This window comes from Streptococcus infantis (assembly GCF_047465035.1).
Lineage (GTDB): Bacteria > Bacillota > Bacilli > Lactobacillales > Streptococcaceae > Streptococcus > Streptococcus infantis_T.
This window is the reverse complement of the sequence record NZ_JASHAQ010000005.1, coordinates 116889-125477: the sequence shown is the minus strand read 5'-3', so window position 1 is coordinate 125477 and position 8589 is coordinate 116889. Positions and strand designations below refer to the sequence as shown.

Genomic DNA, 8589 nt, shown 5'->3' with positions numbered 1-8589 from the left:
TTTATGTTTGGTCATAGTAGGCCTCATTTCTACCACAAACGTCTCACACTTAATTCCACCATAAAAATCCGTTTTAGACTAATTTCCACTTTGGTCAGATAAGTGGAAGTTACTTTGAGAAGTTTCCATACTGAGAAAAATACAAGAGTGATGATAAAATAATTTTACTTTTTCATTCCTTTTTGATATAATAGACAACAAGAAAGAATATCTTATCAGTAAATCCCAAGCGAGCCTGTGATAGTGAGAGTCAGGTGATTGAGAGATGAGTGTGGCGCTTTTGGTAAATTTTAAAAAATAATGAAGTAATAAATTAGGGTGGAACCGCGTTTCTGACGCCCCTAGGTCACTTGACTTAGGAGCAAAGACACGGTTCTTTTTGTATTCTAGGTCGCAAGAAATTATAGAAAAAGGAGTTAATAATGTCTAAAAAACTAACCTTCCAAGAGATTATCTTGACTTTGCAACAATACTGGAATGACCAGGGTTGTATGCTCATGCAGGCTTATGATAATGAAAAAGGTGCGGGAACTATGAGTCCTTACACTTTCCTTCGTGCTATCGGTCCTGAGCCATGGAATGCGGCTTATGTAGAGCCATCACGTCGTCCAGCAGACGGTCGTTACGGGGAAAATCCAAACCGTCTTTACCAACACCACCAATTCCAAGTGGTTATGAAACCATCACCATCGAACATTCAAGAGCTCTATCTTGAGTCATTGGAAAAATTGGGAATCAATCCTTTGGAACATGATATTCGCTTCGTTGAAGATAACTGGGAAAACCCATCAACTGGATCTGCAGGTCTTGGTTGGGAAGTGTGGCTTGATGGTATGGAAATCACTCAGTTCACTTACTTCCAACAAGTAGGTGGTTTGGCAACAGGTCCTGTCACAGCTGAGGTCACTTATGGTTTGGAGCGTTTGGCTTCCTATATCCAAGAAGTAGACTCAGTTTATGATATCGAGTGGGCTCCAGGTGTTAAATACGGAGAAATCTTCCTTCAACCAGAATATGAGCATTCAAAATACAGCTTTGAAGTTTCTGACCAAGATATGCTTCTTGAAAATTTCGAAAAATTTGAAAAAGAAGCTGGGCGTGCCTTGGAATTGGGGCTTGTTCACCCGGCCTATGACTACGTTTTGAAATGTTCACATACCTTTAACTTACTTGATGCTCGTGGAGCAGTATCCGTTACAGAACGTGCTGGTTATATCGCTCGTATCCGTAACTTAGCCCGTGTCGTAGCTAAAACATTCGTAGCTGAACGCAAGAAACTTGGTTTCCCACTTCTTGACGAAGCCACACGCGCCAAACTCCTAGCAGAAGAGGAATAATAAAAACAGTTACAAGAATAGAAAAAGGGCGAACAAAGTGAGCCCGTATGGCATCCAGAGGCAAGTCGAAGACTTGCTAAAGGGATAGGCACCGCCGTACTGATATCTGGGGATTTTTGAAACTTTAGGTTCAAAAATCAGTTGGCTAAATCCACTTTGATGAGACTGTTGGAAATCTTTGTCAAGAAGACAGAAGATTTCCCCACAGACTCACAAAGTTAGTTAGCAACGTCCCCAGTACCTAAGGTGCCTATCAAAAAGAAGAAATTTTGTAAAGGAAAAAACATGGCAAAAAATTTATTAGTAGAACTAGGACTCGAAGAGTTACCAGCCTACGTTGTCACACCAAGTGAAAAACAACTAGGTGAAAAAATGGCAGCCTTCTTGAATGAAAACCGCCTTTCATACGAAGGAATTCAAACTTTTTCAACTCCACGTCGTTTGGCTGTTCGCGTACTTGGCTTGGCAGACCAACAAACGGATTTGACTGAAGATTTTAAAGGACCTTCTAAAAAAATTGCTTTGGATGCAGAAGGAAATTTCTCTAAAGCAGCGCAAGGGTTTGTCCGTGGTAAAGGATTGACTGTAGATGATATCGAATTCCGTGAAATCAAAGGTGAAGAATATGTCTACGTAACTAAGCATGAAGCTGGAAAACCAGCTGAGGAAGTTTTGACTGGAATTCCAGAAGTGTTGGCTAGTTTAAGCTTCCCAGTAAGTATGCACTGGGCAAACAATACCTTTGAATATATCCGTCCAGTCCATACATTGACAGTTCTTTTGGATGATGTGGCACTCGATATGGATTTCCTAGATATTCATTCAGGAAGAGTCAGTCGTGGACATCGTTTCCTTGGTCACGAAGTAGAAATTCAGCATGCTGACAGCTATGAAGAAGACCTGCGCAAAGTTTATGTTATTGCAGATAGCACTGAACGCGAAAATATGATTCGTGAGCAAATTAAGGCTATTGAAGCTGCAGAAGGTGTACAGGTACAAATTGATGAAGGACTTTTGAATGAAGTTTTGAATTTGGTTGAATACCCAACTGCCTTCATGGGGAATTTTGATCCTAAGTACCTAGAGGTTCCAGAAGAAGTTTTAGTCACTTCAATGGAAACTCATCAACGTTACTTTGTAGTTCGTGATCTTGATGGAAATCTAAAACCAAACTTTATTTCTGTTCGTAACGGAAATGCAGAGTATTTGGATAATGTCATCCAAGGAAATGAGAAAGTCTTGGTGGCACGTCTTGAAGATGGTGAATTCTTCTGGCGTGAAGACCAAAAACTCAAGATTGAAGATCTTGTAGCTAAATTATCACACGTAACCTTCCATGAAAAGATTGGTTCACTTCGTGAGCACATGATTCGTACAGGGCAAATTGCTATCCTTTTGGCAGAAAAAGCAGGTTTATCGGTAGATGAAACTGTTGACCTTGCTCGTGCTGCAACCATTTATAAGTTTGACCTCTTGACTGGTATGGTTGGTGAATTTGATGAGCTTCAAGGGATCATGGGTGAGAAATATGCTCTTCTCGCTGGTGAGAATGTAGCAGTAGCACAAGCTATTCGTGAACACTACCTTCCAGATTCTGCAGATGGTGCTCTTCCTGAGTCTAAAGTCGGAGCTATCCTTGCACTAGCTGATAAATTGGATACTCTCTTGTCCTTCTTCTCTGTTGGCTTGATTCCATCTGGTTCAAATGACCCTTATGCTCTTCGTCGTGCAACACAAGGGATTGTCCGTATCTTGGAAGACTTTGGCTGGAATATTCCAATGGACGAATTGATTGCTAGCCTTTATGCTTTATCATTTGATAGCCTAACTTACGATAATCAAGAAGAAGTGCTTAACTTCATCAAAGCTCGTGTTGATAAGATGATGGGTTCTACTGCAAAAGATATTAAAGAGGCTGTTCTTGCAAGTTCAAACTTTGTTGTTGCAGATATGATTGAAGCAGCAGAAGCCTTAACTGAAGTTGCAAAAACTGAAAACTACAAATCATCAGTTGAATCATTATCTCGTGCCTTTAACTTAGCGGAAAAAGCAGAAGGTTTAGTCAAAGTTGATACTAGCCTCTTTGAAAATGAACAAGAAAAAGAACTAGCTCAAGCAGTAGAAAATCTAGAATTGAAGGGCTCAGCTAACGATAAATTAACGCAACTATTTGCTCTTAGTCCAGTAATTGATGCTTTCTTTGACAATACTATGGTTATGGCAGAGGATGTTGATGTTAAGAATAATCGTCTAGCTATTCTAACTGAACTTGTGAATAAAGCAAAAACAGTCGCTGCTTTTAATCTTCTTAATACAAAATAGAAATTAAAAAGTAGATTGGAGGTTCAAATATGACACCAGAAAAAATCGCTCGTATTAATGAGCTTGCGAAAAAGAAAAAAACTGAAGGCTTGACTGCAGAAGAAAAAGTAGAACAAGCTAAACTTCGTGAGGAATATATCGAAGGCTATCGTCGTTCTGTTCGTCATCACATTGAAGGAATCAAAATCGTAGATGAAGATGGAAATGATGTGACTCCTGAGAAACTTCGTCAGGTACAACGTGAAAAAGGCTTGCATGGTCGTAGTCTTGATGATCCAAATTCATAATTTTGAGATATAGAAAACTCGGTTAGGGAAATCTAACCGAGTTTTTGTTTTAAAAAAAGGAACCAAGAGAGGTTCCTTTAGTATTAGATTCTAGTTACTTGCCCCAGATGTAGCATCCGCGTCTCCATGACCTCCATCACCGTGACCTCCGGCATCAGATGCGCCTGAAGTAGCATCTGCGTCACCGTGACCGCCAGCAGGAGCAAAAGGTCCGCTACCACCTACCAAACGTTGACCAGTTTCTTTCAAGTACCAGTCAAGCCATGGTTGGAAGTTAAAGACAATTTCATTGATACCAGCATATGATCCGTCAGGATAGTACATTGCTTGGTAGTTGTGAGTGTTAATAACACCTGCAGGTGAACCAGGAACGATTGTACGTACGTATTCTTGGTTACCATTGCGAAGTGTTCCGATAACCCACTCAACATTTTTCATACGTGCTGGTGGAAGAGAACCGTGAACGGTTGACATACGGCTACCAGATTGAGATGGTACACGTTTTGCAAACATTGTATCAGGGTCTTGGTGAGCGTTGTTGTAGTAGAGGAATTGGTTGTTATCGTCAGCGTATGTCAATTCAAAAGGCATAGCTTTCAAGAACATATCAATTTGGTTAACAGTCAAGATACCATGGTCAAGTTTAACATATGTATCACCTGAAACAGCACCTGTGATTTCAGCGACTTTTTCTACCCAGTTTGGATCGTCAGGATCAACTTCTGTAATAGTTGTAGCGATTGGTTTTCCACAATCCAAGTCTTCTGGTTCAATTGGTTTTGGTTTTTTCAATTTAGAAACGACTCCTACGTATTTGACAAAGTTATCTAAGCAAGTTTCAAGGAATTTAACAGTTCCTTCGTTGATAATATTTCCGTTAGCATCAAAAGCTTCTTTAGCTTTTCCAAGAAGGAATTCATTACCTGGTAATGTGTAGGCATTCACCCCTGGTGCGTCAAGGATTTTACGAAGGTGAACTTGCGCACGAGAAGTTCCTTGGTCGTAGTAAGAAGCACCCACGATCATGACTGGTTTGTTTTCGAATGGATGTACTTCATATGAAAGCCATTCAAGAACTGACTTGAGTGAAGCAGAAATTGTATGGTTGTGCTCAGGAGTAGCAATAATCACACCATCAGCACGAGTAATTTTATTGTAAAGAAGGCGCAATTGGAAGCTTTCGTCCCATTTTTCGTCTTGGTTAAACATTGGAACTTCATCGATTTCAAGAACTTCTAATTCAAATTTCAGTTTGAAGTTACGACGGATGAATTCCAAGAGTTTGCGGTTATATGATTGGTCGTAGTTTGATCCAACAAGTCCAACAAATTTCATTCTTTCGATCTCCTATCTTACAAATTTTCCCAGTCAAATTCTTCTGCATCTTTACGAAGAAGTTCTTGTGCATTACGCAATTTTTCAGTCACTTTAACAAAGATACGGAAGTCATCAAAGATGGCATCTAATTTCTTGATGACATCAAGATCTACCAAGTCACCATTCTTATCGAATGCTTGAAGAGAATGAGAGAGCAAGAACTCATCTGGGAGAACATTTGCTTTAATTTCTGGTGCATTCAAGATTTGACGGAGTTGCAATTGAGCACGTGAAGAACCGAGTGTACCGTATGAAGCACCTGTGATCATCACTGGTTTGTTAAGGAGTGGAAATACTCCATAAGAAATCCAAGCAAGAGCGCTCATAAGAACGGCAGGAATTGAGTGATCATATTCAGGAGTACCGATAATCACACCATCAGCTGCTTCGATTTTTGCAGCGATTTCCAAGGCTTCTGCAGGAATAAGTTTATCTGCAGGTTTGTTGAAGACTGGTAGGTCTTTAATTTCTACCAATTCGATTTCTGCTTTATCAGCAAAGTGTTTTTGCATATATTGAAGCAGTTGGCGGTTTGTGGAACGTTTAGAGTTAGTTCCTACAATAGCAATAAGTTTTAGCATGAGCTTTCCTTTCTCTTTTTGCATTATTTATTATTTATCTTTAGATACCGGATGAACAAGCGATATGTCCATCTTTATCAATAAGGATGGCTTCGATTCCATCGATATTTTCGATTTGCCACATGATAGAAGCGCTACGTTCACCAAACAATCGTGTGGTCCATATCTCACCATCAACTGAGCGGTCAGATATAATGGTTAAACTAGCCAAATCCGTTTCAATAGGATAGCCAGTTTCACTATCGAAAATGTGATGATAATCCTTTCCATCGATTTCAAGATGCCGTTCATAAATTCCAGATGTAACAACTGACTTTCCAGTAATTGACAAGGTCATCAGATGATTACCACGTGGATGATTAGGGTCTTGAATACCAATTTGCCAAGGTTGTCCATTTCTGGCTTGGTTATTACCAATGGTAAGGATATTTCCTCCAAGATTGATAAGAGCAGAAGTGACACCATTTTCTTTTAAGAAAGTAGCAACCTTATCTGCACTGTACCCCTTTGCTAAACAACCTAAGTCAATTTTCATCCCTTTTTTTTCTAAAAAAACAGTAGAATCAATTGAATCAAGCTTGATAAAACTGGGATCTATCAATGGTAAAACGGAAGAAATTTCTTCAGGACTAGCAACTTTCGCATCGGAAAAACCAATACGCCAGGTTTGAACCAAGGGGCCGATACTAATATTGAGATGACTTCCAGGTGCTAGACTATGGTCTAAACCTAAGGAAATCAGTTCAAATAAATCAGGATGAACCTTGACTGGAGCAATTCCAGCTCGATGGTTGATTTCCATCAATTCCGATTCAGAACTGTTGGCATTGAAGCGAAATTCAAGCTCCCTAAGCAAATCAAAAGCTTGCCTGAGCAGACTATCAGCCTGATCATGTACTAAGGAAATGGTAATCGTAGTTCCCATTAGTCGTTGAGAAGATGAACTAAGAGGCAAAAAACCAACTCCTTTCAAGTCAATTGGAAATAGTTGTAAATCCTATCATGAAAGTGATGTAAAGATTTATATTTTATTCCCATGTAAATAGAATATCATAAAGTCAGCGTTTTCACAAATCATTTTTTACAAAAAGTCAAGAAATATGCTCAAAAAAACTAAATTCCCTTAAAATAAAATTTGAAAACGCTGAAAATAAGTTGATATATGTTTTCAATCTTTTCGAAAATAAGGGAAAACAAGTAAAAAGCTTGTAAACGCTCACAGAAAATGATATACTGGAAAGGTAAAAAAAATTAAAGGTAGGAATTATCTTATGAGTAAAATCGTAGTCGTGGGTGCTAACCACGCTGGAACAGCTTGTATCAACACTATGTTGGACAATTTTGGAAGTGAAAATGAAATCGTTGTTTTTGACCAAAACTCAAACATTTCATTCCTAGGATGTGGAATGGCTCTATGGATTGGTGAGCAAATCGATGGTCCAGAAGGTCTCTTCTACTCAGATAAAGAAAAATTGGAAGCAAAGGGTGCTAAAGTTTACATGAACTCACCAGTTCTTTCAATCGACTATGACAACAAAGTTGTTACTGCAGAAGTTGACGGAAAAGAACACAAAGAATCATACGAAAAATTGATCTTTGCAACTGGTTCTACACCAATCTTGCCACCAATCGAAGGTGTTGAAATTGTTAAAGGTAACCGCGAATTCAAAGCAACTCTTGAAAATGTTCAATTCGTTAAATTGTACCAAAATGCTGAAGAAGTGATCAACAAACTTGCTGACAAGAGCAAACATCTTGAACGTATCGCTGTTGTCGGTGGTGGATACATCGGTGTTGAGCTTGCTGAAGCATTCGAACGTCTTGGAAAAGAAGTTGTCCTTGTTGATATCGTAGACACAGTCTTAAACGGTTACTACGATAAAGACTTCACGCAATTGATGGCTAAGAACTTGGAAGACCACAACATCCGCTTGGCACTTGGACAAACTGTTAAAGCTATCGAAGGTGACGGTAAAGTTGAACGCTTGATCACTGACAAAGAAAGCTTTGACGTTGATATGGTTATCCTTGCAGTTGGTTTCCGTCCTAACACAGCTCTTGCTGATGGTAAGATTGAACTCTTCCGCAACGGTGCTTTCCTTGTTAACAAGAAACAAGAAACTTCACTTCCAGGTGTGTTCGCTGTGGGTGACTGTGCAACTGTTTATGACAACGCTCGTAAAGACACTAGCTACATCGCTCTTGCATCAAACGCTGTACGTACTGGTATCGTTGGTGCTTACAATGCTTGTGGACATGAGCTTGAAGGAATCGGTGTTCAAGGATCAAACGGTATCTCTATCTACGGTCTTCACATGGTTTCAACTGGTTTGACTCTTGAAAAAGCAAAAGCTGCAGGCTACAATGCAACTGAAACTGGCTTCAACGATCTTCAAAAACCAGAATTTATGAAACATGACAACCATGAAGTAGCTATCAAGATTGTCTTCGACAAAGATAGCCGTGAAATCCTTGGTGCTCAAATGGTATCACGTGATCCTGGAATTGCTATGGGAATTCACATGTTCTCACTTGCTATCCAAGAACATGTTACAATTGAAAAATTGGCATTGACAGACCTATTCTTCTTGCCACACTTCAACAAACCATACAACTACATCACAATGGCTGCACTTACAGCTGAAAAATAATGATTTGTAAAACGGAAGATTTGTTTCTTCCATT

Annotated in this window: 7 protein-coding genes; 4 read left to right on the top strand and 3 right to left on the bottom strand. The window is 39.4% G+C overall.

The annotated features are described in order from the left end of the window. Window positions 1-422 precede the first annotated feature (422 nt). From glyQ to QM406_RS03715, 3 genes are all read left to right on the top strand, one after another. Window positions 423-1337 carry a glycine--tRNA ligase subunit alpha gene (gene glyQ / locus QM406_RS03725; RefSeq protein WP_414273456.1) on the top strand — a complete coding sequence of 305 codons (915 nt, stop codon included), beginning with the start codon at window positions 423-425 and terminating at the stop codon, window positions 1335-1337. A gap of 285 nt (window positions 1338-1622) precedes the next feature. Further along, window positions 1623-3659: a glycine--tRNA ligase subunit beta gene (gene glyS, locus QM406_RS03720; protein WP_414273455.1), complete on the top strand. Its 2037-nt coding sequence runs from the start codon at window positions 1623-1625 to the stop codon at window positions 3657-3659. Between the two features lie 29 nt (window positions 3660-3688). Then, window positions 3689-3946: a DUF896 family protein gene (locus QM406_RS03715; RefSeq protein WP_000187071.1), complete on the top strand. Its 258-nt coding sequence runs from the start codon at window positions 3689-3691 to the stop codon at window positions 3944-3946. 90 nt (window positions 3947-4036) lie between these two features. Here QM406_RS03715 and QM406_RS03710 read toward each other — a convergent pair whose 3' ends face one another. The 3 genes from QM406_RS03710 to QM406_RS03700 are packed head-to-tail and all read right to left on the bottom strand — an operon-like array spanning window position 4037 to window position 6859. Continuing rightward, a complete protein-coding gene (locus tag QM406_RS03710; RefSeq protein ID WP_223140874.1) occupies window positions 4037-5281 on the bottom strand; it encodes an NAD(P)H-dependent oxidoreductase in 1245 nt (414 codons plus the stop codon). Between the two features lie 17 nt (window positions 5282-5298). Next, window positions 5299-5904, bottom strand: a complete 606-nt coding sequence (locus QM406_RS03705; RefSeq protein WP_153224737.1) for an NADPH-dependent FMN reductase — start codon at window positions 5902-5904, stop codon at window positions 5299-5301. Window positions 5905-5944: 40 nt separating this feature from the next. Continuing rightward, complete coding sequence (locus QM406_RS03700) at window positions 5945-6859, bottom strand: FAD:protein FMN transferase (protein ID WP_153224736.1); 915 nt, start codon at window positions 6857-6859, stop codon at window positions 5945-5947. 316 nt (window positions 6860-7175) lie between these two features. On the opposite strand from QM406_RS03700, the gene nox reads away from it, so the two are divergent. After that, complete coding sequence (nox, locus tag QM406_RS03695) at window positions 7176-8555, top strand: H2O-forming NADH oxidase (protein ID WP_414273454.1); 1380 nt, start codon at window positions 7176-7178, stop codon at window positions 8553-8555. Window positions 8556-8589 lie beyond the last annotated feature (34 nt).

Bases quoted from the DNA above. Each gene is read 5' to 3' on its own strand.
- glyQ (WP_414273456.1), top strand. From the start codon at position 423: ATGTCTAAAAAACTAACCTTCCAAGAGATTATCTTGACTTTGCAACAA.
- QM406_RS03710 (WP_223140874.1), bottom strand. From the start codon at position 5,281: ATGAAATTTGTTGGACTTGTTGGATCAAACTACGACCAATCATATAAC.
- nox (WP_414273454.1), top strand. From the start codon at position 7,176: ATGAGTAAAATCGTAGTCGTGGGTGCTAACCACGCTGGAACAGCTTGT.
- QM406_RS03705 (WP_153224737.1), bottom strand. From the start codon at position 5,904: ATGCTAAAACTTATTGCTATTGTAGGAACTAACTCTAAACGTTCCACA.
- glyS (WP_414273455.1), top strand. From the start codon at position 1,623: ATGGCAAAAAATTTATTAGTAGAACTAGGACTCGAAGAGTTACCAGCC.
- QM406_RS03715 (WP_000187071.1), top strand. From the start codon at position 3,689: ATGACACCAGAAAAAATCGCTCGTATTAATGAGCTTGCGAAAAAGAAA.